The 26,290-nt window shown below is 48.6% G+C and carries 30 protein-coding genes; 17 read left to right on the forward strand and 13 right to left on the reverse strand.

From position 1 onward, the window contains the following. Nucleotides 1-36: 36 nt before the first annotated feature. Nucleotides 37-885, forward strand: coding sequence for a DMT family transporter (locus UM181_07310; protein ID WQC64405.1), 849 nt, complete (start codon nucleotides 37-39; stop codon nucleotides 883-885). Here UM181_07310 and UM181_07315 read toward each other — a convergent pair. Continuing rightward, complete coding sequence (locus UM181_07315; protein WQC64406.1) at nucleotides 826-1,428, reverse strand: nicotinate-nucleotide adenylyltransferase; 603 nt, start codon at nucleotides 1,426-1,428, stop codon at nucleotides 826-828. The genes UM181_07310 and UM181_07315 overlap by 60 nt on opposite strands. Nucleotides 1,429-1,621: 193 nt before the next feature. Here UM181_07315 and ettA point away from each other — a divergent pair, with 193 nt between their 5' ends. After that, complete coding sequence (gene ettA / locus UM181_07320) at nucleotides 1,622-3,277, forward strand: energy-dependent translational throttle protein EttA (GenBank protein WQC64407.1); 1,656 nt, start codon at nucleotides 1,622-1,624, stop codon at nucleotides 3,275-3,277. A gap of 316 nt (nucleotides 3,278-3,593) precedes the next feature. On the opposite strand, the gene UM181_07325 is transcribed toward ettA, so the two are convergent. The 3 genes from UM181_07325 to UM181_07335 all read right to left on the reverse strand — a co-directional run bounded on the left by UM181_07325 (nucleotide 3,594) and on the right by UM181_07335 (nucleotide 5,705). Then, the gene (locus UM181_07325; GenBank protein ID WQC64408.1) at nucleotides 3,594-4,151 is read right to left on the reverse strand and encodes a hypothetical protein; all 558 of its coding nucleotides are present in this window, start codon (nucleotides 4,149-4,151) and stop codon (nucleotides 3,594-3,596) included. 105 nt (nucleotides 4,152-4,256) lie between these two features. Then, a complete protein-coding gene (locus UM181_07330) occupies nucleotides 4,257-4,541 on the reverse strand; it encodes a hypothetical protein (GenBank protein WQC64409.1) in 285 nt (94 codons plus the stop codon). Between the two features lie 411 nt (nucleotides 4,542-4,952). Beyond that, on the reverse strand, nucleotides 4,953-5,705 hold the full coding sequence (locus UM181_07335; GenBank protein ID WQC64410.1) for a hypothetical protein: 753 nt from the start codon (nucleotides 5,703-5,705) through the stop codon (nucleotides 4,953-4,955). Between the two features lie 262 nt (nucleotides 5,706-5,967). On the opposite strand from UM181_07335, the gene UM181_07340 reads away from it, so the two are divergent. Then, nucleotides 5,968-6,483 carry a GFA family protein gene (locus UM181_07340; protein WQC64411.1) on the forward strand — a complete coding sequence of 172 codons (516 nt, stop codon included), beginning with the start codon at nucleotides 5,968-5,970 and terminating at the stop codon, nucleotides 6,481-6,483. 191 nt (nucleotides 6,484-6,674) lie between these two features. Beyond that, a complete protein-coding gene (locus UM181_07345; GenBank protein WQC64412.1) occupies nucleotides 6,675-7,151 on the forward strand; it encodes a hypothetical protein in 477 nt (158 codons plus the stop codon). A gap of 555 nt (nucleotides 7,152-7,706) precedes the next feature. Here UM181_07345 and UM181_07350 read toward each other — a convergent pair. Together UM181_07350 and UM181_07355 are read right to left on the reverse strand one after the other, a co-directional pair. Then, nucleotides 7,707-7,913: a hypothetical protein gene (locus tag UM181_07350; GenBank protein WQC64413.1), complete on the reverse strand. Its 207-nt coding sequence runs from the start codon at nucleotides 7,911-7,913 to the stop codon at nucleotides 7,707-7,709. 121 nt (nucleotides 7,914-8,034) lie between these two features. Then, entirely contained in the window at nucleotides 8,035-8,283 is a 249-nt protein-coding gene (locus UM181_07355; protein WQC64414.1) for a hypothetical protein, read from the reverse strand. A 94-nt stretch (nucleotides 8,284-8,377) separates the two neighbouring features. Here UM181_07355 and UM181_07360 point away from each other — a divergent pair, with 94 nt between their 5' ends. Continuing rightward, nucleotides 8,378-8,575: a hypothetical protein gene (locus tag UM181_07360; GenBank protein ID WQC64415.1), complete on the forward strand. Its 198-nt coding sequence runs from the start codon at nucleotides 8,378-8,380 to the stop codon at nucleotides 8,573-8,575. On the opposite strand, the gene UM181_07365 is transcribed toward UM181_07360, so the two are convergent. From UM181_07365 to UM181_07380, 4 genes are all read right to left on the reverse strand, one after another. Further along, the gene (locus tag UM181_07365; GenBank protein WQC64416.1) at nucleotides 8,559-9,062 is read right to left on the reverse strand and encodes a hypothetical protein; all 504 of its coding nucleotides are present in this window, start codon (nucleotides 9,060-9,062) and stop codon (nucleotides 8,559-8,561) included. The two genes, UM181_07360 and UM181_07365, sit on opposite strands and share 17 nt — an antisense overlap. A 532-nt stretch (nucleotides 9,063-9,594) precedes the next feature. Then, entirely contained in the window at nucleotides 9,595-9,933 is a 339-nt protein-coding gene (locus tag UM181_07370) for a hypothetical protein (GenBank protein WQC64417.1), read from the reverse strand. A gap of 72 nt (nucleotides 9,934-10,005) precedes the next feature. Further along, entirely contained in the window at nucleotides 10,006-10,182 is a 177-nt protein-coding gene (locus tag UM181_07375; protein ID WQC64418.1) for a hypothetical protein, read from the reverse strand. Between the two features lie 398 nt (nucleotides 10,183-10,580). After that, nucleotides 10,581-11,918, reverse strand: a complete 1,338-nt coding sequence (locus tag UM181_07380) for an MmgE/PrpD family protein (protein ID WQC64419.1) — start codon at nucleotides 11,916-11,918, stop codon at nucleotides 10,581-10,583. A 143-nt stretch (nucleotides 11,919-12,061) separates the two neighbouring features. Here UM181_07380 and UM181_07385 point away from each other — a divergent pair, with 143 nt between their 5' ends. The 5 genes from UM181_07385 to UM181_07405 all read left to right on the forward strand — a co-directional run bounded on the left by UM181_07385 (nucleotide 12,062) and on the right by UM181_07405 (nucleotide 16,649). Further along, nucleotides 12,062-13,291 (forward strand): ABC transporter substrate-binding protein, encoded by a 1,230-nt coding sequence (locus UM181_07385; protein ID WQC64420.1) that lies wholly within the window; start codon nucleotides 12,062-12,064, stop codon nucleotides 13,289-13,291. 83 nt (nucleotides 13,292-13,374) lie between these two features. Then, a complete protein-coding gene (locus UM181_07390) occupies nucleotides 13,375-14,253 on the forward strand; it encodes a branched-chain amino acid ABC transporter permease (GenBank protein ID WQC64421.1) in 879 nt (292 codons plus the stop codon). Then, nucleotides 14,250-15,218, forward strand: a complete 969-nt coding sequence (locus tag UM181_07395) for a branched-chain amino acid ABC transporter permease (GenBank protein ID WQC64422.1) — start codon at nucleotides 14,250-14,252, stop codon at nucleotides 15,216-15,218. Before UM181_07390 ends, UM181_07395 begins: the two co-directional genes overlap by 4 nt. Continuing rightward, entirely contained in the window at nucleotides 15,211-15,951 is a 741-nt protein-coding gene (locus tag UM181_07400) for an ABC transporter ATP-binding protein (protein ID WQC64423.1), read from the forward strand. Before UM181_07395 ends, UM181_07400 begins: the two co-directional genes overlap by 8 nt. Next, entirely contained in the window at nucleotides 15,948-16,649 is a 702-nt protein-coding gene (locus tag UM181_07405; protein ID WQC64424.1) for an ABC transporter ATP-binding protein, read from the forward strand. The genes UM181_07400 and UM181_07405 overlap by 4 nt, the downstream gene beginning before the upstream one ends. 1 nt (nucleotide 16,650) lies before the next feature. Here the strand turns inward: UM181_07405 and UM181_07410 are convergent, their stop codons facing one another. Beyond that, entirely contained in the window at nucleotides 16,651-17,391 is a 741-nt protein-coding gene (locus UM181_07410) for an SDR family oxidoreductase (protein WQC64425.1), read from the reverse strand. Between the two features lie 57 nt (nucleotides 17,392-17,448). On the opposite strand from UM181_07410, the gene UM181_07415 reads away from it, so the two are divergent. Next, a complete protein-coding gene (locus tag UM181_07415) occupies nucleotides 17,449-18,213 on the forward strand; it encodes an aspartate/glutamate racemase family protein (GenBank protein ID WQC64426.1) in 765 nt (254 codons plus the stop codon). Here UM181_07415 and UM181_07420 read toward each other — a convergent pair. Further along, the gene (locus tag UM181_07420) at nucleotides 18,210-18,602 is read right to left on the reverse strand and encodes a hypothetical protein (GenBank protein WQC64427.1); all 393 of its coding nucleotides are present in this window, start codon (nucleotides 18,600-18,602) and stop codon (nucleotides 18,210-18,212) included. The two genes, UM181_07415 and UM181_07420, sit on opposite strands and share 4 nt — an antisense overlap. A gap of 13 nt (nucleotides 18,603-18,615) precedes the next feature. Beyond that, nucleotides 18,616-19,179, reverse strand: a complete 564-nt coding sequence (locus tag UM181_07425; GenBank protein WQC64428.1) for a tautomerase family protein — start codon at nucleotides 19,177-19,179, stop codon at nucleotides 18,616-18,618. A gap of 121 nt (nucleotides 19,180-19,300) precedes the next feature. Between UM181_07425 and UM181_07430 the strand changes: the two genes are divergently transcribed. From UM181_07430 to UM181_07455, 6 genes are read left to right on the forward strand one after another with little or no spacing between them, the layout of a single operon-like run. Next, on the forward strand, nucleotides 19,301-20,572 hold the full coding sequence (locus UM181_07430) for a 3-isopropylmalate dehydratase large subunit (protein WQC64429.1): 1,272 nt from the start codon (nucleotides 19,301-19,303) through the stop codon (nucleotides 20,570-20,572). After that, nucleotides 20,573-21,079 carry a 3-isopropylmalate dehydratase gene (locus UM181_07435; protein ID WQC64430.1) on the forward strand — a complete coding sequence of 169 codons (507 nt, stop codon included), beginning with the start codon at nucleotides 20,573-20,575 and terminating at the stop codon, nucleotides 21,077-21,079. Next, the gene (locus UM181_07440; GenBank protein WQC64431.1) at nucleotides 21,076-21,945 is read left to right on the forward strand and encodes an isocitrate lyase/PEP mutase family protein; all 870 of its coding nucleotides are present in this window, start codon (nucleotides 21,076-21,078) and stop codon (nucleotides 21,943-21,945) included. The genes UM181_07435 and UM181_07440 overlap by 4 nt, the downstream gene beginning before the upstream one ends. A gap of 16 nt (nucleotides 21,946-21,961) precedes the next feature. Beyond that, the gene (locus UM181_07445) at nucleotides 21,962-23,626 is read left to right on the forward strand and encodes a hydantoinase B/oxoprolinase family protein (protein ID WQC64717.1); all 1,665 of its coding nucleotides are present in this window, start codon (nucleotides 21,962-21,964) and stop codon (nucleotides 23,624-23,626) included. Continuing rightward, nucleotides 23,623-25,677, forward strand: a complete 2,055-nt coding sequence (locus UM181_07450; GenBank protein ID WQC64432.1) for a hydantoinase/oxoprolinase family protein — start codon at nucleotides 23,623-23,625, stop codon at nucleotides 25,675-25,677. Before UM181_07445 ends, UM181_07450 begins: the two co-directional genes overlap by 4 nt. Next, a complete protein-coding gene (locus UM181_07455) occupies nucleotides 25,678-26,289 on the forward strand; it encodes a cysteine hydrolase (GenBank protein ID WQC64433.1) in 612 nt (203 codons plus the stop codon). Nucleotide 26,290 lies beyond the last annotated feature (1 nt).

Here is a 26,290-nt window from a genome sequence, read left to right on the forward strand (position 1 = left end):
GCTTGGGGCGTTTTAAATCCGAAATAAGGTTGTGTAATGCATAGGGCGATTTTGATTATGCTGGTCGCGATGTCGTTGATCCCTTTGGGGGATACGGCGGGTAAATTGATGACAGACCAAAGCGCTCTTTCACCGTTTTTCGCCGCTTGGAGCAGGTTTGCGGTTGGCGCCCTCATATTAGCTTTTTTTGTACGCCGCGCCGCATATAAACTGTTGTTGGATTGGCGTATTATCGCGCGGGCCAGCATATTGGTCTGCGGTATTACGTCCATTCTAACAGCCCTTTCCACTGTTCCAATTGCCACCGTGTATGCGGTGTTTTTCATCGGCCCTTTGATCAGCTATATCCTAGCTGTTCTTTTTCTGAAAGAGCCCATTGGCGGGCTACGTTTGGCTTTGGTTGCAGGCGGCTTTATAGGGGTTGTGATCGTATCGCAGCCGCAGGGACAATTTGATCCAAACCTTCTTTTTGCCGTGTTGGCGGGGCTGTGTTATGGGGTTTTTTTGGCTTTGTCTCGCGCGCTGTCCGAGATTGCGCCACCCGTGGAGATTGCAGCCACTCAATTGGCCTATGGGGCATTTGTTCTTTTGCCTTTTGCGGTTTGGAACTGGCCGGGCATAACCCTTGAGCTGGGTTTTTTGGGGGCGGCATCCGGGATTGCCTCAATGGCTGGCAATTTGCTTTTAATAATGGCTTATGCTTTGGCGCCGGCCACGCGTTTGGCGCCTTTTGTTTATTTCCAGATCGTTATCGCTACGATCAGCGGCGCAGTGGTTTTTGACGATTGGCCGAATATGCTCAGCTGGACCGGCATTGCGGTTATTTTACTCTGCGGCGGCCTCTCGGCCAGTCGAGTGAGCCGCCCGAAGGCGCAGCCGGGTTGAGGAGATATCTGTCATTGGAATGGGAAGATAGCACCAACAAGGCGCGCTTTGGCGGCCTAAAAGTTGGCTTTGATACCCTGGCAGGCGGGCCGCACGATAAATTCTGCTGGCGCGGGCGTTGAGCGGCGCCATCTGATCGCCGGGCCGCGCCAATATGCCGATGGGCACCGAATTCATAATGGTTTCCCATGCGTGCCATTTGTGAAACTGGTTCAGGTTATCGGCGCCCATCAGCCAAACAAAACGATATTGTGCAAAGCGTTGTTTTAAGGCGGCAATCGTGTCGGATGTAAAACGGGTGCCGAGGTCGCTTTCAATGCCGGTGACATCAACCTTTGGGTGCTCCATCACTCGTTTTGCTGCGCGTATTCTGGATAAAAGCGGGTCTGGCCCCGTTGTTTTGAGCGGATTGGCAGGGCTGACCATCCACCAAACCCGATCAAGCCCGAAGCGGCGCAGCGCATGCCGCGTTATTTCAACATGCCCCGCATGCGCAGGGTCAAAAGAGCCACCCAAAAGGCCAATGATGCGTTGTGCTGCCATATTCTGCTCGCGTCTTTCTGGTTCGTGCGGGGGCACGGATCATATTCTTCTTCAATAGCCACCCTAAGCGCAGAAGTCATCCCCGCCGATCCGGCGGTGTCTGCAGAGTTTAAAATTTAACCTGAGGCGTTGCCCCCGCGCCCCCATTTGGGTATCTAACCATTCTGAATTATCGCCCTAAGGAGCAATCGAGATGGCCGCGTATCAATATGTTTATCACATGGATGGTGTTTCAAAGACCTATCCGGGGGGCAAGAAATGCTTTGAGAATATTCGGCTGTCATTTTTGCCCGGTGTAAAAATTGGTGTGGTTGGAGTGAACGGCGCGGGTAAATCAACGCTGATGAAAATTATGGCGGGGCTTGATAAAGATTTCACAGGCGAAGCCTGGTCGGCCGAAGGCGCGAAAGTCGGCTATTTGTCGCAAGAGCCTAAATTGAACGAAGAGATGAACGTTCGCGATAACGTCATGCTGGGCGTCGCCGAGAAAAAAGCCATTTTGGAACGCTATAATGAGCTGGCAATGAATTATTCCGATGAAACCGCGGATGAAATGGCCAATCTTCAAGATAAGATCGATGCAGAAAATCTGTGGGATTTGGATAGCCAAATCGATGTGGCAATGGAGGCGCTGAGATGTCCAGATGATGAGGCTGATGTGGCGACGTTGTCGGGGGGGGAGCGGCGTCGGGTGGCCCTGTGCCGGTTGCTACTCGAGGCGCCCGATATGCTGCTACTCGATGAACCTACCAACCATTTAGACGCAGAAACCATCGCGTGGCTGCAGCAGCATTTGATCGATTATAAGGGTACAATTTTGATTGTGACGCATGATCGTTATTTCTTGGATGATATCACCGGTTGGATTCTCGAGCTGGATCGCGGCAGCGGCATTCCTTATGAGGGAAATTACTCAAGCTGGCTGGAACAAAAAGCCAAACGCCTTTCGCAAGAGGCACGCGAGGATAAGAGCCGGCAAAAAACGCTTGAGCGCGAATTGGAATGGATGCGCCAGGGTCAAAAAGCCCGGCAAGCCAAACAAAAAGCCCGGATCAACGCCTATAATGATCTGGCAAATCAATCCGAGCGCGAGAAAATTAGCCGCGCGCAAATCGTTATTCCAAACGGGCCGCGGCTAGGTGGTAAAGTGATCGAAGTGGATGGTTTGCACAAAGCCATGGGTGATAAACTGCTTATCGAAAATCTTGAGTTTTCGTTGCCACCGGGGGGTATTGTGGGCGTGATTGGTCCGAACGGGGCCGGCAAATCAACGCTTTTCAAAATGCTCACGCAGCATGAAGCGCCGGATGCGGGTGCTATTACCTATGGGGATACGGTTGAGTTATCTTATGTTGATCAGTCGCGCGATGATTTGAAAGCCGATGCTACCGTGTGGGAGGCGATCGCTGATGGCCAAGATATCATCCATCTTGGCGATGCCGAAGTGAATTCACGCGCCTATTGTTCGGCGTTTAATTTTAAAGGGGGAGATCAACAAAAAAAGGTCGGGTTGCTGTCTGGAGGAGAACGCAATCGTGTTCATATGGCCCGGCTGCTAAAATCAGGCGGCAATGTATTGCTGCTCGATGAACCGACCAATGATCTTGATGTCGAAACCTTGCGCGCGCTAGAAGACGCTCTGGTCGATTTTGCAGGCTGCGCGGTTGTAATCTCGCATGATCGCTTTTTCTTAGACCGGATTTGCACGCATATTTTGGCGTTTGAAGGCGAGGCGCATGTGGAATGGTTTGAAGGAAACTTTGCCGATTATGAAGAGGATAAGAAGCGGCGTTTGGGCGCGGACGCTTTAAAGCCGAAGCGGATAAAGCATAAAAAGTTTTCTCGATAATAGCGAATAATTTTACATTGATCAGTAAAGTCTGAAATTGAGAGAATAACTTTTAAATTTTAGGCTGTTTCTCTGACAAATATATTGAACATGACGGCTGACCTTGTTTTACTATGAGAGGTAAAATGGAGAAAGAGCTGATGAAAAAATTTGTAATTATGGCCGCTGTAATCTGTGGTCTGGGTGGGTGTAACACGATGTCTGATTATAATGTGAACCCTGCAGACTGGTTTTCAGGCGCAAGCGAGTAAACCGTTCAGGGGCGCCTGTTAAGACGCCTCTGGGTGTCGCCCGATTATATTGCGCCAGATAGGCGCTAGCCTGCAACATCTCTTTGAGAATCGGCAGCCGTTCTTTGCCGGCGCATTATGAGCATCAAGAACAGGCAGACTACAAACAAGCCTCCGATATCCCCAATCACGAAGATCAGCGTGGCGAAGCTTTGTCCTCCCGTGAACCCGTTAAAAATTGCGGCGTTGAATATGCTGGCAAAGGATCCAACAAGGAAAACGGGTATGAATTTCGGAACGTGCATCGCTGTTGCAAAAAAATCAAAGCCGCAGCGTTTGAAACATTCGAATGTGAGAGGAACGATTACAAGACCCGCAATGATTCCGATCGCGGCGCCGCTGGTAAAGCCCGGCAACCCCAATATCATATAATGGCCCAGAACAACGCCGGGCATCAGTAAGAAAATCGATTTCCAGCCATAAAGCCACGCTGTAAGAACGCGCACAGCATGCGGAAAAAACAATAGACTGCCGAAAACCTCTACACCCAGCGCCCAATCTTGCACGGGCTGTACGATGTGGGTTGTCAATAAAAATCCAAATATATATGCCAGCGACGGTATGCAAAACTCAATTGCGCGCATAGAGATATCCCTCCGATGCGGTGAGTATATGCTGTTCACCATTGAGTTAAAAGTAAGGACATCCTTACCTTTTAACTTTGTTTAAGGCATTGTAATTATGGCTTTTTATTGCGACTGTATTATATATCCACCGCGACCCTTGCCATTATAAGCCAGGTGATCTTGATCAATAAGAGACTTCAACGCGCGGAAAATAGACGGGCGAGATGAGGATTCTAAAAACCGATGTGCAAGGATATCTTTGGTTTTCACAATCGGTGCTGCGTCTTTTAATTCGACGCATGCGAGCATCACATCACGCTCAAGGTGAGACACATCTGTGAGCCCAACTTCGCTTTCCATATCCAGCATTAAGCCTCTCAGTTTCGCTAAATGGGTTAACGATGACATGATAGGTTCCTTTGACCAGTTACGCTGCCTTATTATAACAAAAAAACGATTAATAAAATAGAAATTATCAAAACGAGCTATAAAATACGCATATTTTGTGAAAATCTATAAATGATTGCGCTATCAGATCCGGCTCCGTCCCCCGATAGCGGTGCGTTATGTTATAGTCTTAAAGTGAGGGCGGTGGCGTGCGTTTGCGATCCTTATCAGCCGCCGCGGTTAACGCGGGTGCGCTGTTTATAAGGCCGCCGGCGGCGAAGATGTTTTAAACAATAAATAAACGCCAAGGCTTGCCTTGACAAATATGCATTTAAACTGAACTTTTGATACAAGGCACGGGGCTTGTTTCATGCCAATGTGAGCAATGCCTGCGATGAAATTTGCCCCAGCGGAAGAATGCCATTGGATAGGTTAGCGGACGCTGATTCGGCATTGTACGGCTGTCTTTCCGCCAATTTTTACGACAATCTGGTCTCCAGATTGTACCAAATGCATGCCAAGGGCGGTTCCTCCCAGAACTATATTTCCGGATGCCATCTTCAAATCATACTCTGCCAAATGAGAGGTGAGCCACTCCAATGAAGATCTGGGTCCCCCGTCCATCGGCCACATGTTACCAGCATCGATTTCGGCGCCATTCACTTCTAGCGATAGAACCGATTTCTCGCCATATATGTTGGGCAGGCCTTTCCAATTTTGATCGGGCAGAATTATTCCTTTATTCAGACCATTATTCGCAATCAGTTCTGACAGAGATTTTTTGGGAGCGCGAAAAACGAAATTATGCAATTCAATCACTGGGAAGACGGAGGTGATTACGCCGCCTGCTCCGGTCTGAAAAGCCATTTCAGCTTCAATAGCTAAATTATCAAATTGATTTAGGTTTAGCGTGGCGCCGCTTTGATGAATTTCTTGGTTGAACAAAGTCCCGCGAATTGGCCCCTGCATGCCAAAAAGTTTTGTTATGCCAGGTCCGGTACATCCCACCTTGTAACCGGCTATTGTCTCACCTTTTTGTAGCCTCAATTTGACCATGGTGTCTTGGATGGCATAGGCCTCATTGATGGTTATGTGAAAGCCTTCATCCTTGAATATAGTGCCTGGTTTGTTGCTTTGGTAATCTGCCAGCTGTCGACGTGCCCAGGCATCGATTTTATGTGTCATTTAAAGTTATCTACCGCGCTCGTAATCTACAGTTCATTCACCTTGAAGCCTATCTTCGCAAAGAGCACTTGATCAAGGCAGCGCCCGACTTTCTTTTGCCTATGTGATGAAAGCTCGTTGAAGATATAACCACATTGTTGCGGTACAATAATGGGTGATCAGGTTAGGGTTGGCGCCTGTTTATCAAGGGCCACGCATCGAGCGTTTAAAATACCTTCCGACCAAATCACCATTGCCATGATTTTTAGAGCCTGCCATTGTCATGGGCGAAAATAACGAAACGAGCGATCGCAAATACTCACACTGGGAGGTTTTAATAATGCCTAGCGATATACAAGAAGCAAAATGCTTTTGTGGAGAGACAGCAATAAGTTTCAAAAATGATCCTATGATGCATTTCATGTGTCATTGCACCGATTGCAAGGTTCTTTTTGACGGTTCGTCCAAAATGTTTGTTTACACTGAGCTTGATGTTGAGCTGTCGGGAGCCTTTCAAACCTTTAGCTATAAAGGCGGCAGTGGAAATTTACTGAACCTGACTTTTTGTAGCTCATGCGGCATGAATGTGTGCACTAAGCCAGATTTACTTGAAGGGATGGTGTATGTGTTTTCGGGTATGTTACGCGCATTTTATGAATTCAAACCGAATGTAGAATTGTTTACAGATCATAGATTTCCATGGGAAAAACAGCCAGACACTGCGATTCAATCCTATGCCCATAATGGTACGGTTGAGCGGATAGGAGAGCTTTTGGAAAATTTGGATCAACGAGGATAAACAATCCATCTTGCTCGGGGTAATGATTGCAAACCCCCTTGCTATTTGCTGCGTGTCGTCGACTTGGGCTAAAGGCAATAAAAGCCATCTTTCTTGGGCGAAACAAAAACACATCTCATGATCAAAGGACGGTGGCTTTTTGGGCTTAACAGTTGGTCGACAGCGCTTTTTATTTAGCGTAACGTTCTTTTATGAAGATAGATGGAAATATAGCTGCGCAAGTCGCCCTACAAGCCAGAAACACCGCGCCTAAAGCGCCGGTGGTTGCGCATGAAACCACCGGGACTAAAGGTGAAAAATCTGCTGATGTGGTTCTATCTCAAGAGCTCATCGCGAAAAACTACCTTAAAGTGACGGCGTCCATGGAAGCGGGAAAATCCAGAGGAGCATCGCTGTCCAAAATTTCAGATAGCTACGATAATATTCCAGAGGTTGGCCTGTTAAATGCCAATTCAGGGCCAAAATCTGGACCGGCGTCGGTATCGCTAGAACTCTCTGGCATTCGCAGAGATACGATCACTATGATGAACGAATTGCCTGCCGAGGTGAATATCCAAGTGGCAGATGAGATTCGTGTGTTAATTGCCAAGAATGAATGGCCTACAGACACTAAGTCAATCAACGAAAAAATCAAACAGATTACAAACGCCATTCAATCTCAGCGTTGAAGCGGGATTATGCTTTTTAATTCCCGCTTTATTGTTGGGGACCTGATAAAAGGTTGGTCATTCGGTGATGTGCTGTCCGCTTCTCATTTAGCGTCATATCTGCCCGCCAGATGATCAACGACAACCCTCCTTGTTTTTGGCATTTTTTGAACTTCTTATATTTACGATTATTCAAGGGAACCACAGCATGGGCCCTGCTAACAGCTGTAAAAAAGCCTTTATAAGGTCACTGGAAACCCCAAATATTCCTATGCCTGCTGATAAGTTCTTGCACCTGATAGAGGGTTTTTACCTCTAGCTCAGGCGTTTTGGGGGATGTCGAAAACGCATTGGGCGTTCTAGCCATCTGGGTTGCGGTCAATTTTATCAGCGGCACGTTTGCCAGCTGACCTTTGAAGGTTATGCAGGGCGTTGAGAGCAGCACAAAGCGCGCAACTGACGGTATGGATATTTTCCAAGTGATATGGGCCTGATCACGCTGCAAACCCATTTTCTAAGAAGCTTTGACCGGCGCAAATACAGCTTCGATCGAATCTCACAGGAGCGCTAATGCTGTTAGTCTTTTTTATCCGGGTTTTTATGAAACATAAAATCTAAATCAACGTCAGTTTTCATGGCTGCACTTACTCCACTGGCTATAAAAACGATAGCCAAAAGAAATCCGATTGGCACCAATATCGCCGGTGCTGCAATCAACTGAAGGTGAATTAAGAGCGTAAGCCCCATAATGAAAATTGAAATATAGTACGCCCAGTAATGCATTTTTGATCTTTACCTCCGTCGTTTGGAAAATAGGTCGGCCCGAAAACCGGTCAAATACGACCTTTCAAATTTAAACGATATTACGATACTGGCTGAGTCAGCGGTGAGAGAAAAGGTATTGTTAAGGGCAACAGCCACATGAACTTGCGGGCGCGGTTATCTTTTTTATCGGCTTTGATTTAATCCGCTTTTTGGTCGGCGTTACCTGCAGCGGTTTTTCCAATGCTTCAGCTTCCTTAGTCAGTTTGTCTCTGACGTAATCGTGAAGTGTGAAAAAGCCGAGCTTGGCGGCCTTTTTTGTCTCATAATTGAGCCGGCCGCGTAGGTTAGAAACATAAATTTCTACGGTTTCTTCAGAAACTTGTATCAAGACATACCTTTCAAATCAGGCTTTTTTATACCGGTTTTGGCGAAAACAACAAGTTCTAAAATAAAAGGATAAGGCGAAATTGTCTGAACGGGCATTGCTGAAAGCTGATGATATAACAATTTTTAAGCTATTGGAAAATGGCAAGGAAATTTCTGATGCTCTGGCCCTGTATAAAAACTTGGTGGGCGCAGAAGAAGACTGGAAGGCGCGGGAGAACTGCACAAGGCGGGCCAGTGCGGTTGAACTAGAATCCTGGCGCAATGGCGCGCGAAAAGTCAATAGCGCTGGATAACGCTGTAAACTATTCCATCAAAGGTGATACCGGCCAGATATCCTGTCTGGTTGAATATATGCGTGTGTATTTCACTTAACCGAGCTTGTGTGGTGACAACCTGCGTTTTTGAAACGCCTTGTGCGGCATAACTTACCGTGCCTAGAATTTCAAAATTCGTACCATTCAAAATTGATTTTAGCCGGTTCTGCGTCATTACATACGAAACTTGGCTATATTGTTGCCCCCCTATCTGCGGCCCAATATTTCCACCCGTCATTCGGACACGTGCAATCGCTTTTCGATCCTTTACAACAAATCCCTCTGAATAATTTGCTCCGAATAGAAAGCCACCTTTCAAAGCTTTTGGAAACACGATTTGGGCAACCGATGCTTGCTCTAATGCACCGAGTGATGCGCTGTTTGCCTTAGCGGCGGCCAATGTTTCTATCGCAGTACGTTCCGAAACAGCGAAGCGTTGCTTTATATCTGATCTTGTTTGCTGCACGGTTTTTTCTATGTTGGTGCAGCCTGCCAAGATCAAAAGACAAGCCGCCGCAATACATGTTCGCAAAGTTATGTAAGGCATGAGTATGTTTCTTTCTTCACTCAACAGATCCTATGGCTTACCCATGATAAAATGCTTGCCGCGATTGTCGTGGCTGCGATGACGGGTGCCTTTGTCGCTCAGCAGCGTTAATATTTTGGCTCAGAAAAAACAACCTCTCCCGTAAGATTGAAGCTTTCTCAGGTTTGAACTGTTTTTACTGTAGCAGACCATTTTGAAAGCCTGCCAAAAATAATGTCTGCGCCCGCTTCATTGCGATAAATATTTCATGTCACCTATGAAGTTTCATCTGCCTTAATAAGCTGACGCTGGATCGCCTCTTTTGAAAGCGCGCTGGATTAAGTTTCATGTTTCACAACCCAAAAACCTTAATCTTCTGCAGTTTGAAAATTAAATTGCAAAATGCGGGCAATGGATGAACGCATCCTCATTTTCCTTTTTTAGTTTTGCTGGAAATAGAAGATATAGAAAGCTATCGATAAATGTGTGGATTGGGGGTGTCGCTTATAGGTATTCTGCTTATGATTGATCTCCAGAGTTTACCATTTTTTTTAAGACCAACATTAGTAACGATTTCATCTCTATCTCTCCAACGCCATTCAATACAAAAAGCATTTTCGTGAACGACCTCAGCTTTTAAATGCCAATCCCAATCTGGTTTGACGGCTAGCTCGTTGATGATTTCACAATGTTCATCGCGGGTGGAAAGCTCAAGCTCTCGAACCATCATAAAATTTTCATGGTGAAGGTCCTGAAAAACTTGCGGATCATAGCTTTGAAAGCAAGCGCAAAGCTCGTCATGAATGCTCATAGTGGTCTCCTATTCGATGAATGCTTTAAACCCTAACCCAATGTATCCAAAATAAAAGGATTACTCAGCAGGCTATACGCGAGTGACTGATCTCACCGATTGGTTGATGCCAGATAAAGCCGATGCTGCGCGCTTAGTGCATAAAATATCCAACATAGGCCAGCGCATGCCTGCCAGCGGCGCTGCGCTTTTTGGTTGAGATAAAGCGCGCAGCTTTTGCAGTTTGGTCCAGCGCTTCATATCAGTCATCGGTGCGTCAAACCTAACAGAAACGTGTTTTCATGAATACGGTTTCGTGCCAGTTGCTACCTCTGTTTCAGGGATAAGCGATTTGCGTGTTAGAACGCGATAGCTGCGTGCTTTACATCTGAGCTATCATTCGGGCGGGCGTTTGTTTCAAAATTGCATGCTGCGGCCTTTGCAATAAGAAGACGCCAAAAGATTTTTTCGCGGCGTTCCAGCTCCGTCTTGTTTTCCTTGATGGTTTGGTGTTGCCGTAAAATACGTCCGAACGAAAATTCATAACGCCATGCAGAGCACTCTCTCTATTTCAACGGCTGCCAACGTAATGCCTGATCAGAGCTGTTCAACTGTATGCTCTTCCATCGCTTAAGATACTAAACGCAAAAGCCAGATTGATGCCTGTTTCAAAGGGTGAATGTTTCTTTCAGGTCCAAGGCATGCTCCAAATTTAGAATGCGAGTATAAAGAGCGTTACGTTTTGCAGGGCTCCAACGGCGGGCGGTTAAGCTATTATATTTTTCTTTTAAAGCGGCCTCAGAATAGGGATCTCGCCAATCCCCACGGTTGGTTTTTACACTGGCGCGATAGGTGCTTCCATCTTGCATCGTAATGCAAATACTGGCTGGGCGATAATCGGGTAATTGCGCTGACATATCGGAATTTTCTTTAATTGATATTTTTGCAGCCAGATCCAATATTTTAGTCTTTTCAAGCATGTCTTGGGTAAAGCTCTGAACTTTTGAAGATCTATTGATTAAACTTGTGGCTACAGCAAAGGGAACAGAAAACCGTGCCGCCAGCATATTGCGCGGTTTAGGATCGGTCAGTTCGGCAGCCAGAAAATAGCTTTCAACATCGATATGTGCGATATTTTCGGGATTTTGAAGCTCTGAATATTGTTCCATCAAGAGCCAGAGCGCGTCTAAAGCTGCATGATTATAACGACAGCATGCGTGAAGCTTGAAATAGTTGCGGGTTACCTCAAATCGCGTTCCTAGCGCATCCAAAGCTGCGGCGGTATCAAGGCTGGAAGAAACAATATTGCCAAAAACAGAGCCGATTCCATCTTTTTCCCCACTGAAACCGGCTTGTAAAATTTGATACGCCAAATGCGCCATTTGATTTGAAATACCAGTGTAAGAATTGCGAACCGTGCCACCTTCCAGCATGGTTTTTCGGCTGGTCGCCAAGCTGAAGCTTGAGGAAATATTGATCAATTCGATAATTTTTTGTCTATCTAAGCGATTTAAGACGCCAATCGCGGAAGCAGCGCCGATAACGCCCCAGGTGCCATGCGGGTGCATATGGGGGTTCAGGTTCGTTGCAAGACCGATCCGCGCGGCAATGTCATATCCAAGGATAAACGACTGAAGAAATTCTTGCCCTGTGACCGGCGCGTCCGCGGTGTCGGAGGCGGCAAGCAATGCTGGGAAAACATGCATACCAGGATGCCCTCGTGCAAATTGATGACCTTCATCCATCTCAAGCGCGGTGCCCGCTGTTCCGTTCATCAAGCTTGCCGATTGTGCATCGCTGAAGTTTGAGCCGCCTAAGATACGCGCGCATCCGTGGCGCATGATTGAGGTTTCCAGGGCTTGATTTTCGGCCTCAGCACTGCCGCCTACAATGGCCGCAATGCAATCGGCTATAATCAGTTTTGCCCGTTTTACAGCCGGTTCAGGAATATCATCGAATTTTGTTTGCGTAAGGAAATCAGCAAAAGCGTGCAGGTGATTTGGCATAAGTTTGTTCCAACTTTACAAATTTGATTATCTGCGTTGCGTGCTATTTTATCATTATTGTTTGGACACAAGAAGAGTTTTACGTGTTTAATCAAAGTATAAGGGCCAAGTAATGGCTCATGTAAAACCGACAGGAGGGTTTAATGACTAAATCAAAGGATTTATTTACAGGCTCGCGCCGTAAATTTATGAAAGGGGCCTCGGCAACATTTGCACTTGCCGCAGCAGGTTTATCAGCTCCACAAATCGCGCGTGCCGCTGGTGCCGTTAAAATTGGCTTGATCCATCCCGCAACGGGCTGGGCTGCCTATCCGGCCGCACAATTGCGCTATGGTGCGCAAATGGCAATTGCCGATCTCAACGCCGCGGGCGGTATAAAATCTATGGGCGGTGCGGCATTAGAAGTGGTTTTGGGAGATTCGCAGACAAAACCAGAGATCGGCGCCGCCGAAGTTGAAAAAATGAACGAGGCAGGCGTGCACGCCATTCAAGGCTGTTATCAATCAGCCGTTGGACTTGCGGCCTCTGCAGCGGCGGCCAAATATAATATACCGTTCTCGGTTGATGTTGGTGTGTCGGATAAATTGGTGCAGCGCGGTCTGAGCAATGTCTTTAGAATGGCGGATGGATATGGCCGGATTGCGGCAGATGCATCCGTTAATCTTGCCGAGATTAACAAAGCCGCAGGCTCACCTGCCAAAACGGTTGCAATCGTGCATGAGGAATCAGAATTTGGTACAGGAACAGCCAAACTGGTGACCAAAGCCCTTGCCAGTCATGGTTTGGAGGTGATTGAAACGATCAAACATGCCAATCCAACGCGAAATTTTGATAATATCGCATTGCGGTTAAAATCGGCCAAGCCGGATATCATCATGCCGATCAATTATCCTGGTGAATATATCCTACTTGCGAAAACCTTGCGTCAACAGCGGGTTGATTTTATGGCCAGCTATTCTGTGCTTGGAGGCGGTTTTAACTTCAAGTTTGTGGATGAAATGCCTCAAATTGCAGAAAATATGATCGATGTGAACCATTGGTACGATCCGAGCTCGGCATCGGGGCAACAGATGCGTGCGCGCACCGAGGCAGATGGTAAGTATTTCACCTTCGAGGTGTATTGCGCTTACATGTCAATCATGTTCCTTGCCGATGGGTTTGAGCGTGCAGGCTCCACCGATAAAGAGGCTGTGAATGCAGCTTTGGCAAGCTCAACGCTGGATATTGATTTTATGCCCTATGGATCGACCAAAATGGTTGATGGTCAAAATATGGGTTCGCGCGCGGTGGCCATTCAGGCGCAGAAGGGCGATGTGCAAATCATCGCGCCCTCTGAATACGCGTCCGCCTCTGCGGTTTTCCCGCGTAGTTAAAAGAGTGGTATGAAATGGGGGCAGCCTTTTGTGAATTAAAGGCTGCCCCCCCACAACAAACCGTCATCGAGCAAAGAAATTAGATGTTATCAACCAGTCTTTCACTGCTTCCAGCAGGCATCATCAATGGGTTTATGTTTGGCGCTATTTACGCGCTGGTCGCTTTGGGCTTAACGCTGATTTACGGTGTGCTGCACATTATTAACTTCGCCCATGGTGCGATGTTGATGCTGGCGCTGTATTCCGCTTATTTTCTGTTTAAAATCTTGAATATCGATCCTTACGTGGCGATCCTTATTGTGACGCCGGCGAGCTTTATTTTTGGCTATGTCATTTATCGATGGGGAATCGGGAAGCTTTCCGGCGGCAAAGATCAAAATATCCTGCTGATCACGCTGGGTTTATCGATTATACTTGAAAACGCAGCGTTGTTTTTCTTCACGGGTGATCAACAAACGATAAGCCTTTCTTACAGTTATGACTCGCTCGATTTAGGGTTCTTGTACTTGTCATATCCCAAGCTGATTTCTTTCATTGCCTCGCTTGTGATCTGTGGATTGCTTTGGATGTTGATGACCCTCACAGATTTGGGAAAGGCAATACGCGCTGTTGCGAAACAGCGCGAGGGCGCCCGATTGGTTGGGATAGATGTCGAGCATGTTTTTGCCGTTACATTCGGCATTGGTATTGCCTGTTTGGGCGCTGCCGGTTGCATGTTGCTGCCAATTTTCTACGTAGACCCCTATACCGGAAACGTCTTTGTCATTATCGCTTTTACCATCGTTGTTTTGGGGGGTATGGGCAGTATCGTTGGGGCTTTGCTCGGCGGTTTTATTATTGGAATAACCGAATCTGTAGGGGGGCTGCTTCTGGGTGAAAGCCTTGGGCAGATTGGAATTTCTCTTATCTTTATTTTGATCCTAATTTTTAGACCGACAGGTATTTTTGGGAGCAAGGCATGAGTTTTAACGCCAAAAATACGTTGCTGTTCGGGTTGCTTCTGCTGGCAGCGGCGCTTGCGCCAGTTGGCATCTCGAGCAAATTTTACCTCGATGTTCTGACGCTGATTTTCTTTACCGCCTATATCGGGCAGTCTTGGAATATTTTAGGGGGGTATGCAGGTCAGTTTTCTTTTGGTGGTGTCATGTTCTTTGGAACCGGGGCGTATACATCTTCCATTCTTCTGGTCACGTTTGGTATTCCGCCGCTTATTGGTATTTTTGTGGCGGTTTTAATGGGGGCATTTTTAGGGTTTCTGGTCGGATATTTAAGTTTCCGATCAGGCCTGCGCGGCTCGTATTTTGCGTTGATCACGCTGGCTTTCGCCGAGCTTTTGCGCGTTTTGGCAAATTCGGTTGAATTTACGGGCGGAGGTGTTGGGCTTTTCCTCACCTATGCGCCCGGGTTGATGAATTTGCAATTTGTGTCTCCCACGGGGTTTTACTATTTCTCGCTTTTCTTATTGGTGATTTCTTTGGCAATTGCCCTGTGGTTGGAACGGTCACGTTTTGGCGCGCAGCTTATTGCGATCCGGGAGAATGAAGAGGCCGCGGAAGCTTTGGGCATTGATACGCTTAAATGCAAGCTCTATGCGATTATGATTATGGGGGGTATGGGCGGCGCCGCGGGAACATTTTATGCCCAGAAATATTTATATCTTGACCCGCCAATTTCCTATTCTATCGCCTTATCGGTTGAAATGTTACTTGTAAGCATCGTGGGGGGGCTGGGCACGGTGTTTGGCCCGCTTATCGGATCAGTTGTGTTGCATGTTGTGAACGAAGTTGCCCGGCATTTTATTGACACCCCGGGTTTGAGTCTGATCGTTTACGGTGTGATTTTGATTTTTATCATCTCGTATCTTCCAAACGGCTTGGTAGGGCTTTTTCGCAGAAGCCGCGGCAAAAAGGAGGATGGTGGTGCTTGAGGTAAAGCAACTTACAAAACGCTTCGGTGGTTTGATCGCCGTTTCCGAGGTAGATTTATCGGTGGTTGAAGGTGAGATCGTATCTTTGATTGGGCCCAATGGTGCAGGCAAAACCACATTATTCGCCAGTATTGCAGGTTTCTTGAAGCCCGATGGCGGTGACGTGCAGCTGAATGGGCGGTCGATTTTAAATCTGAAACCGCATAAAATCTGCCAGAGAGGCATGGTGCGAACGTTTCAAATTACCCAGCCATTCGCGGCGTTGAATACGCTTGAGAATATTATGGTTGGGGCCTATTCTCGAACCGGTGATAAAGCCTTAGCGCAACGTGAGGCGGAACGCGTGGCTGACATTGTTGGCATGGCCTCGCAACTGCATCAAAAAGCAGATGGTTTGACCGTTGCGGCCCGCAAACGCCTGGAACTGGCGCGGGCTTTAGCCACCAAACCAAAGCTGCTTCTGCTTGATGAGGTTATGGCGGGCCTTAATCCGACGGAGATAGACGAAATTGTCGACGTCATTAAGGGTATTCGCGATACAGGCGTGACGATTTTTTTAATCGAGCATGTGATGAAAGCGGTCGTGAACTTATCGGATAGAACATATGTTTTGAATGATGGAAAACTGATTGCGCAGGGCACGCCAGAATCGGTGGCATCGAACCCAACCGTTATTGAGGCCTATCTGGGCCATGGGGCGGCCGCGGCGATGGCTGGCGAGGGTGCAGCATGATCAGGATTGAAGGTTTAAACGCAGGCTACGGCCCGCTGCAGGTGTTGCGCGATATCACGCTTGATGTGGGTGAGGGGGAAATTGTCGCGGTTCTAGGCAGCAATGGTGTTGGAAAAACCACTCTGAACAACACACTTTCGGGCTTGATCAAACCAAGCTCTGGTTCGATCTATTTCGATGATGTTTTAATCTCGGGGCGCGACCCGGTTGAGATCGTTGATATGGGCCTGATACATGTCCCCGAGGGGCGCAAGTTATTTCCCAACCTATCCGTAAAAGAAAACCTCGAATTAGGCAGTTATCGCCGGGGCAAGCCCAATCGGGCCAGCAATCTTGAGCGGGTTCTGGGTGTTTTCCCTAAACTCAAAGAGCGCCTATTCCAAACCGCGGGTACGCTTTCGGGGGGCGAACAGCAGATGGTTGCCATAGCGCGCGGTCTGATGGGAGAGCCGCGCGTGCTGCTATTGGATGAGCCATCTTTGGGCCTTTCTCCTTTATTGGTGGAGCAGATGTTCACATTGATAAAACAGATCAATGAAAGCGGTCTCGCCGTGATATTGGTGGAGCAGAATGTCATTCAATCGCTTGCGATTGCAAATCGGGCTTATGTGATTGCAGAGGGTACGGTCGCTATGTCCGGCCCTGCTGCTGACTTACGCGAAAACAGTGATTTGAAAAGGTCATATTTGGGCTTGTAAGTCATTGCGCGGTGAACCCGCCATCTGCCACAATCACCTGACCGGTTATGAAAGAGGCCGCGTCGGAAAGTAAAAATGCCGCCAGGTTGGCGATTTCTTCGGCGCGTCCAAAACGGCCCAAAGGTATTGCTTGCGTCAAGGCTTCGAAGCGGGATTTGTTGGCGCGCGTCGCGGCTGTCATATCGGTTGCGATTGGGCCCGGTGCAATGGCATTTACGCGTATGTTATCTGGCGCAAGCTCAAGCGCCATCGCTCGGGCCAAACCATTAATTGCAGATTTTGAGGCGGCATATGCCGCTGCATTTTTATGCCCGACGAGGCCAATTTGACTTGAGATCATAACAATAGCGCTTGCTTTATTTTGGCGCAAATAGGGAATAGCGCATTTGGCAAGCTGAAAGCTCGCATTCAAATTCACATCCAGAATGCGGGCCCAATCTGGCGGGCTGGTCTCTTCGCTGCGCAGCAGTTTAATCATACCAGCTGAAGATAAAATCCCGTCTAGGCCCTGGGATGCCTCTGCGGCTTGCCGTATCGCGCTGTGCAATGCGTTTTGATCGGTGACGTCCAGCTCAAAGCAGTGATCAGCAGAGACTATCGGCGCAACTGCGTCACGTTGTGCCTTGTTGAAAACAGTCCCTGAAACATGCGCGCCAAGGCTTTTGGCAAGGCGCGCGCTGGCAAGGCCGATGCCACTTCCCATCCCGGTTATAAACAGACGTCTATTGACAAGCGATATCATTGGTGGCGTCCTAGATCGAGTAAAGCCTGTAGAAGAGTTGCACAGTGGTATGAATATATGAAGCAAATTTTGGTGATTGTTCCGTTTCCAATGTCAAAAGACAATTTGGCCCTGCGTAAACAACAGCTCGAAGCGGTTCAAATGTCTGAGCAAATGGCATTTACATTCAAAGCGGTGAAAGCTGCGCCTAAAAACTATATTTCAGAGGCTGATATGGTGCTTGCGGATGTGGCAATTCTGGAAGCTGGTCAAAGCGCTGTAGAGGATGGGTTTGATGCCGTTTGCGTGGATACGATGAGCGATTCCGGAGTGGCTGCGTTACGCTCGATTTTATCGATCCCGGTTGTCGGGCCCGGACGGGCTTCCATGTTAACCGCCCTGATGTTGGGGCGGCGGTTTTCAATTCTGACAATGTGGAAAAAATGGGATCATCTTTACCAAAAAACGGCAAAAGACTTGGGTCTTCAGACGCAAATGGCCTCGATAAGATCGATCGACGTGGCTCCGGACAATCAAGCCTTATTAGAAGGTAAAGAAGAAGAGATTTTTTCAAAATTATTGTCTGCTGCGCAGCAAGCGATCGATCAAGACGGCGCTGATGTTATTTTGCTGGGGTCAACCACAATGCATCAAGCCCATGCGTATCTTGCTGATGCGTTAGATATCCCGGTGATCAATCCCGGCCCATTGACTTATAAACTGGTGGAAACCTTGCTGGGTTTGGGGCTTATGCAAAGCGCGCGCGCCTATCCAACATCGCCAGCACCGCGCGATGCTATGGTGCAGGCAATGATGGACGCTGCCGGTGAATTTAATCACTAATCCGCATCAGCATGGTTCAGCGTGTTTTCGCCGGCCATATAAACGCGCACAGTGTGAAACTTTTCATCCTTAAGCGTGAAAAAGTTGCAGTTGGATTTATAGACCAGCTGACCCGTTTTTAGCATATTGGTGACTCTGAACCGGGTGGCAATTTCGGCATTCGTTGCATTTTCTACAAATGAAAACTGGTCATGGCGCACCCATTCATGCTTGGACCATAGCCGCTGGAACATTCCGCTAATCTCTTGATGCCCTTTTAGCACGATTCCATGCGTTTCGACCGAAAATAGACAGTCTTGGCATAATGTTGTTAATATAAGGGCCAAATCTTCTTGGTCGACACCACGAAAATAGTCCAACACGCGTTTCTGAAGAATTGTCTCGGCCATTGCGTTAGCGCCCCTAATGTTGATGCTTGTTCTCTGCTAAGTCATTCCAGACCTGCTGCTCTGTAATTTTGCCACCGCGTAAGGCGAACCGGTCGATGAAACGAATGCCCGCAAAGCTTTCGCCATTCAGCCAAGTGCCTTGAAGCGTTCCAAAGCAAAATACGGATGCGCTTTCACCTTCAAAAGCCGTTTCCATGCTTTCTATTGTTTTGGAAACGGATTGATATCGCGTTTTTGCCCAAGCCACCACTTGGTCAGGATGGCTGAAACTTACCCCGCCTGGGAATATCAGTTTGACGTCATCCGCCAGCCAGCCAACTGCCTCATCCAGCGCGCGCTTTTCCATTGCCGCAAGAAACGCCCTTACAATTTGATCGGGCTGTCTTGGCGCGGCGGCGGGCTTTTTGGGGCTGCGCCCGCGCATATAATTTTCGGGCGCAACTTCTTTTACCGTTACGATTACAAATTCAGGTGATGCCCCAATGGCAGAACAGGCCGCATCGGTTATTCGTTCGCAAACCAAACGGCGCGTCGGCGCATCATAGCCTTCGATCAACGTACATTCTATAAGCGGCATTCCATCTTCCTTTGTATTTTTGCCCGTTGAAATCCGAGCAATCGCCGTATCTTAATAGTAAGCAGCCGAGAAGGCCAAAGAAGATTATAGCAATGTGACAATTTTGTGATAGGCAGTTTGAATGGATACTTTAGCAAAAGCGCTTATTTCTAGGGCCTCTGGCCAGTCAAAGCTGCGCGTTGATGATGTTGTGATCTGCGAGGTTGATCTGGCTATGATCCACGATTCCGGCGGTCCGCGGCGGGTCAAACCGATTTTAGATCGATTGCAGCGGCAGGTTTGGGATAAAGATAAGATCGTTGTGGTGACGGATCATTATGTGCCGGCGGATAATGCGGAAACGCAAGCCATTCAAGCTTTGACAAAACAATGGGTCCAAGACCAATCTATAGATAAATTTTATGATGAGCAGGGCATTTGCCATGTTGTTCTGCCCGAGCGAGGGCATTTGGCTCCAGGGCTTTTCTGCGTTGGGGGGGATAGCCATTCACCCACCGGTGGCGCCTTTGGCGCCTATATGTTTGGCATCGGTGCGACTGAAATGGCCGGGGTGCTTGCAACGGGCGAAATTTGGATCAAGGTTCCAGAGACGATCCTTATGTCATGGCGCAATCAGTTAAGCGCTTATGTAACGGCGAAAGACATGATGCTGGCAATGTGTCGTAAAATCGGTATGGGGGGCGGGCGGTATCAGGCCATCCAATATGCTGGGCAAACCATTCAAGCGCTTTCTATGCAAGAGCGGATGACCTTATCTAACATGGCGGCAGAGCTGGGTGCGCAAGCCGGTTTAATTGCGCCAGATGAAGCTACCGTCGCTTTTGTACAGGCCGCGGGTGGCACGGTGCCTGCAAATTGGCGCGATTTTCAGATAGAGGCGGCGGAAAGCGCTGAAAATGTAATGCAATTTGATGCTGCCAGTTTAGAGCCGCAAATTGCGGCTCCGCATTCCCCTGAAAACGCTGATGCGGCAGATGCTTTTCGTAATATTTCCTTTGATGTGGCCTATATTGGGGCCTGTACGGGTGCCAAATATGTAGATCTGGCTGCAGCCGCAGAGGTTTTAAAGGGGCGGCGTATTGCAAAAAATGTGACGTTGAAAGTTGCGCCGGCCAGTTTGCGCGATCAAAATCGCGCCGCGCAGGATGGAATAATGCAAATTTTGCAGGATGCTGGCGCCGAGTTTTTAGCCAATTCCTGCGGTATCTGCGCTGGCTATGGAGAAGATCGTTTGGCAGAGAACCAAGTTTGTCTATCTTCGACGGCGCGTAATTTTAAAGGCCGCATGGGCGCGCCGAGTTCACAAGTTTATTTGGCCTCTCCTTACACGGTCGCCGCTTCGGCCGTCACGGGCAGATTGAGTGACCCCAGACAGGTTATGGGGGGCGGATAGATGGCGCGCTTGTGGCGGTTTGACACAACGATTGATACGGATGTTTTGGCGCCGGGCTTTTATATGAAAAAGCCCTTGGAAGAGCTGGCGCGCCATTGCCTTGAGGCGGTGCGGCCTGAATTTGCCGCTTCTGTACGGCCTGGCGATGTGATGTTGGCCAATGCCAATATGGGGGTTGGATCTTCGCGTGAACAAGCCGCTGAAGTTTTGAAATATTTGGGGATAGCTGCGGTTATTGCCCCCAGTTTTGCGGGTATTTTTTATCGAAATGCGATTAATTTGGGATTGCCTGTCTTGGTAATAGATGCAGCGCTTATGGGTTTGCCAGAATTGGTTGATGGAGCAGATGTGGATTTTGACTTTCACGCGGCTACATTGAGCCTAGAAGGGCGAGGCGCGAATATTCCGCTGAACCCTTTACCAGACTTTTTGAAACGCCTCATTTTGGATGGTGGTCTGGTGCCACATCTGGAGAAGCGGTTTCAACGTGAGGAGAGCGGCCAATGAGTTTGCGCGACGCGCTTGAAAAAGACGGTCTGATCATTGCGCCAGGTGTGTATGATGCTTTGTCGGGTTTGATCGCAAGCCAGTCGGGCGCTCAGGCTCTTTATTTATCGGGGGCCAGCCTAGCATATACGCGATTTGGAACCTCTGATATTGGCCTGATCAGCGTTTCTGAAGTGAATGACACGATCGCCGCAATCACCGATCGCATAAATATTCCGATAATTGTCGACGCAGATACAGGTTTTGGCAATGCGTTGAACGTTCAGCGCACGGTGCGTAGTTTTGAGCGTTCAGGCGCGCATGCGATTCAACTTGAAGATCAGTCTTTTCCAAAGAAATGTGGCCATTTGGATGGGAAAAAACTGGTCTCAACGCAAGAGATGGTTGGGAAAATTCAGGCTGCGCTTGACGCCCGTGCCAGTGAGGAGACGTTGATCATTGCACGCACGGATGCGCGCGCGGTTGAGGGGTTTGCCCAAGCGATTGAGCGCGCCTGGGCCTATAAAGAGGCGGGGGCCGATATCTTATTTGTCGAAGCCCCCCAATCGCTTCAAGAAATGCAGCATATATGCGCAGAATTTTCAGCTCAGATCCCCCTTTTGGCCAATATGGTCGAAGGTGGTAAAACACCGATTTCTTCCGCCAGTGAACTGGCAAAGCTCGGTTATAAAATAGCCATATTTCCTGGCGGGGCTGTGCGCGCGATTGCGCATCATTTGCAGGCCTATTACACTGGCTTGCTGACCCATGGAAATAATCAGAAATTTTCAGATAAAATGCACGACTTTAACGGTCTGAACGATTTACTCGGCACCAAAGACCTGATTGAGCTCGGGCGCAAATACGAAGATCAAGGGAATATTTGAACATATTATGACGGATATGAGTTTAGACCCGGTCACCCTTGCGATTTTGAAGGGCAGGCTTGAGCAAATCGCCGATGAGATGGATGCCACTTTGTTTCGATCTGCGTTTAACCCGATTATCGCTGAAGCGCATGATGCCAGCCATGGCATCTACGATGCGATCACCGGTGAAACCTTGGTACAAGGCAAGTCTGGGCTACCGATTTTTGTTGGAGTGATGGCTTTTGCGGTCAAGGCGGTGATCGAAAAAGTTGCGCGCGATGGTAATTTAAGCGATGGGGATGTGTTCATCTTCAACGATCCTTATGAGGGGGGGACGCATCTGTCTGATTTTCGACTGGTCAAGCCGATCTATCGAAATGGAACCGTCTTTTGTTATTTGGCTTCGGTTGGGCATTGGCATGATGTGGGCGGCAATGTTCCTGGAAATTACAATCCAGAAGCCACGGAATCTTTTCAAGAAGGCATGTTGATTCCCCCAGTAAAACTTTTTTCAGCCGGAGTTTTGAACACAGATATTGTGGATATTCTTTCCTCCAATTCGCGCTTGCCAAATTCACTTTATGGAGATCTTAACGGCCAAATCAATGCGCTTGATTTAGGCCATCAACGGTTGAACGACCTGCTTGATCAATATGGCGAAACCGATATACAAACCGCGCTGGGCCTTCTTAAATCGCGTGCAAATCGTATGATGCGCGACCATTTGCAGGCTTTGCCAAATGGTACGATCTCTGTCGAAGACTTTCTTGACAATGATGGCGTGCATGATGTGGCGCTTAAACTGGCGGTTGATCTGAGCATTGATGGCGAACGCCTCACGGTGGATTTCAGCCGTTCGAGCCAGGCCTGTGCAGGGCCAGTGAATATTTCCCGATCAACAACGATTGCCGCAACCTATGTAGCATTGAAACACATCTTTACCGATGTGCCGGCGAATGCGGGCGTTTTACAGCCCGTCGAGTTTATCATACCCGAAGATAGTTTTTTAAGCGTGAAAGCGCCAAAGCCTGTTGGGGGCTACACGGAAACCATCCTACGCCTCATTGATGTGTTGTTTTGTGCTTTCGAGCATATTGCGCCCGAGCGGGTGAATGGCTGCGCCTATGGAACCATCAATGCCTTGTCTATGGCGGGGCATCGCTCAAACGGCGCGCGTTGGGTGATGTTTTCGTTTTTTGGCGGTGGCCATGGTGGGCACCCAGAAGGAGATGGGCTGAACCATGGTAATGCGCCCATTTCAACCGCAACGATCCCGCCATTGGAAATCCTTGAAGCGGCCTATCCCGTGGCCTTCACGCAATGGGCGCTTCGTCCGGATTCGGGCGGCGTTGGGAAGCATCGTGGCGGGTTGGGAGCCATCTATGAAATTGAGTTGCTGGAAGAAAGTGCCACGGTGTTTTTGTTTGGCGAGCGTGGTAAATTCCCGCCTCCTGGAGTCGTTGGAGGAGGCGCTGGGGCGATGAATAAATTTGCTTACCAAAGCGCTGATGAAGAGACTGCTTTTCCCGATAAAACGCCGCCTTTGGCCTCAAAAATCACGGGCGTGAAACTGCGCAGAGGTCAACGGGTTCGTTTGGAAACTCCGGGTGGAGGTGGCTATGGTAACGCGCAAGAGCGCCCTGAAGAGCTGATACGCAATGATCTTGCGCAAGGTTACGTTTCTGGAAAAAAATCATGAGTAAATCAATCGTTATTGGTGTCGATGTTGGCGGCACATTCACCGACACGTTGGCGCTTGATGAGGCGACTGGCGCCGTCAGAGTTGAAAAGGTTCCCTCTACCAAGGGCGATCAATCCAACGGATTTCTAAGCGGTATTCTGGCGGCAACCGATCATGATCTCAGTTCTGTATCCACGATCATTCACGGAACCACGGTTGCAACCAACGCTTTGTTAGAGCGCAAGGGGGCAAAGGCCGGCATCATAACCACCGAAGGGTTTCGCGACGTTCTGGAAATGCGGCGGCGCGATCGCCCTTCAACCTGGGGGCTTTGGGGGCAATTTACGCCGGTCATTGAACGCAAATGCCGTCTGGAAGTGCCCGAACGTACCTTGGCGAATGGTACGGTTGTGAAAGATGTGGATGAAGCTTCAATTAAAGCGGCGGCGCAGGATTTGATTGCTCAAGGTTGTGACTCTGTCTGTCTGTTTTTTATCAATGGCTATGCAAATACGGATAATGAAACCAAAGCTGCACGGATTTTGCGGCAGGTTTGGCCCAATGATTATGTCAGTGTGGCGACAGAAATCCTTCCTGAAATTCGCGAATTTGAACGTTGCTCTACGGCGAGTTTGAACGCCTATCTGCAGCCGGTTGTTGCCAATTATCTGGCGCGTTTGGAAACCCGCATTGCAGAGGATGACGCTGGCTCTGAAATATTAATCGTTCAGTCTAATGGCGGGATTATGTCGGTTGATACAGCCAAAGCGCTTCCGGTGCGCACGGCGCTGTCGGGCCCTGCTGCAGGTGTTGTGGCGGCGCGACAAATTGCCAAGGCTGCTGGTTTTGAAAATGTGATTACCTGCGATATGGGGGGTACGTCATTTGATGTATCGCTGGTGGCCGATGGCCAAAACATGCTGACATCTCAAGCCAGTATTGATTTTGGAATGGTTATCCGAACCCCGATGATTGAAATGTCAACGATTGGGGCAGGGGGCGGCTCAATCGCGCATATCGATGAAACAGGCCTGCTTGAAATAGGAACCGATAGCGCGGGCTCTGATCCCGGTCCGGCGTGCTATGGCTTGGGAAATGAACGACCCACCGTTACAGATGCAAATTTGGTTTTGGGCCGCATTGATGCGCGCAAACCGATCGGCAACAAGCTCGAGGCTTTGGATCGTGACGCCGCCGTGGCCGCGATAAAAACGCATATCGCTGACCCATTGGGGATGGATGTCGAAGAAACCGCAGAAGCGCTTATTAAAGTGGCCAATTCCAAAATGGCGGGCGCGATACGGCTGATTTCGATTGAGCGCGGTCATGATCCGAAAATATTTGCTGCCATGCCTTTCGGGGGCGGCGGGGCGCTTCATGCAGGGGCCCTTATGCAAGATATCGGTTTAGCAGCGGCGGTTATTCCCCGCTACCCGGGCGTAAACTCGGCCTTGGGTTGCGTGATGTCTGACCTGCGCCATGATGAAGTGCGCACGTTAAATACGATGCTGGATGGCCTTAATTGCAAGGAGATAAGTGGGCTGATCCAGGCGATGACGCAGATGGGGCATTCGATCATCAAAAAATCAAAAGCGCAGTTGGTGGCAACAGAAAGCGTGATCGAATTGGATATGCTCTATATGGGGCAAACCCACGCTGTTGCGGTGCCAATCCCCAGCGATAAACCCATAAGCCCGGACCTTATCCGAGCCGCGTTTGAGGCAACCTATCTCAAAACCTATAGCCGATTGTTGGATCAAATCCCAATTCGAATTTTAAACCTGCGCCTGTCGGTGATTGGGAAGCGTCCGCAGATTGATATTAAAATGCTGGCACGCGGAAAACGTGCTGAAAGCGTTGCAGCCTGTTACTTGGCAGATCAAAAGATATTTGCAAATGGTGCCTGGCATGACGCGGGTATTTACGACCGCCTTTTATTGCCTCAGGGCAGCAAAATTTTAGGCCCCGCGCTGTTGGTGCAGCCAGATGCAACGATTTACGTCGACCCTGGTCTGAGTGCAGAGGTTGATGATTTTGGTAATATTATTATGAAATCAGAGGAGGATTAAATGTCTCAACATGAATTTATTCCCTCGCAAACGGCAGTGCTTATCGTCGATTTGCAGAACGATTTTTTGCACCCTGAAGGGGCTTATGGGCGCTCTGGAACCTCTAGTTCGGCGATTGCAGCTTTGCCCGAAAAGATTGGCCCTTTGCTCGATGTTGTACGAAGCGCTGGCGGTTGGATCGTTTCCACGCAGTTTACTTTGGTGCCCGGAAAACAAGGCGCGCCTTTTATCTCGACGCATCTGAAAAAATTAAGGCCGTTTCTCACGCGGGGTGATTTCAAGCCCGGTGGGTGGGGGCATAGTTTGGTCGATGAGCTTCAGCCTGCGGATATCACGATCGAAAAGGTAGCCTATTCGGCGTTTTATCAATCGCGCTTGGAGTTTGCGCTTAATCGCGCGGGGATCACAACCTTAATGGTTTGTGGAATTGTTACCAATGGCGGCGTCGCATCAACAGTGCGAGAGGCGCATGTGCGTGATTTCCACACCATCACATTAGAGGATGGGTGTGCCGCCTTTAGTGCCGAAACCCATGATATCTCGATCGCATCACTCGCCACGGTTGGGGATGTGATCTCTATACGGGATGCCATAAATTTATTTGAAGGATGAA

The organism is Alphaproteobacteria bacterium US3C007 (assembly GCA_034423775.1).
GTDB classification, from domain to species: domain Bacteria; phylum Pseudomonadota; class Alphaproteobacteria; order Rhodobacterales; family Rhodobacteraceae; genus Thalassovivens; species Thalassovivens spotae.